The following is a 414-nucleotide window of genomic DNA, read 5'->3' as shown; positions in this document are numbered from 1 at the left end:
CCCTCGACGCTGGCCAGGGCGCGCCGGGCGGTCCGCACTCCGGTGCCCTTGGCGAACTCGATCCCGGCGGCGGCCAGGAAGTCCACCGGCTCGTCCTGCCAGTCCGGTTCGAAGAGCCGCACCCGGCCGCCGTTGGCCGGGCCGTCGAGCTCGCTACGCCCGGCGCGGCACAACTCCCGGACGGCGGGCGGAGGCAGTGGTACGACCACCGCGCCACCGGGGTTCACCGCGATGCCGAGCTGGGGCGGCAGCCCGCGGGCGAACTCCACGGCCGGGGCGACGGTGAAGGACATATGGGAGCCGACGAGCTGGAGGAACTGCCGCTCGGAGCTGAACACCGGGACATACGCGCCGCCGTCGATCTCCATCGTGGGCAGATCGAGGCTCGGGCTGCCCGGGCCCCCGCCGTTGGGC

The 414-nt window shown here is 74.6% G+C and carries 1 protein-coding gene; it reads right to left on the bottom strand.

Annotation, left to right across the window (positions count from 1 at the left end; genetic code table 11):
- Window positions 1-368 (bottom strand): enhanced serine sensitivity protein SseB C-terminal domain-containing protein (locus tag D3227_RS40775; RefSeq protein WP_245452176.1); only part of this gene is annotated, 368 nt, incomplete at its 3' end.
- Window positions 369-414 lie beyond the last annotated feature (46 nt).

The organism is Mesorhizobium waimense (genome assembly GCF_003601975.1).
In the GTDB taxonomy this organism is placed as follows: domain Bacteria; phylum Pseudomonadota; class Alphaproteobacteria; order Rhizobiales; family Rhizobiaceae; genus Mesorhizobium; species Mesorhizobium waimense.
This window is presented reverse-complemented; position numbering and strand designations above follow the sequence as displayed.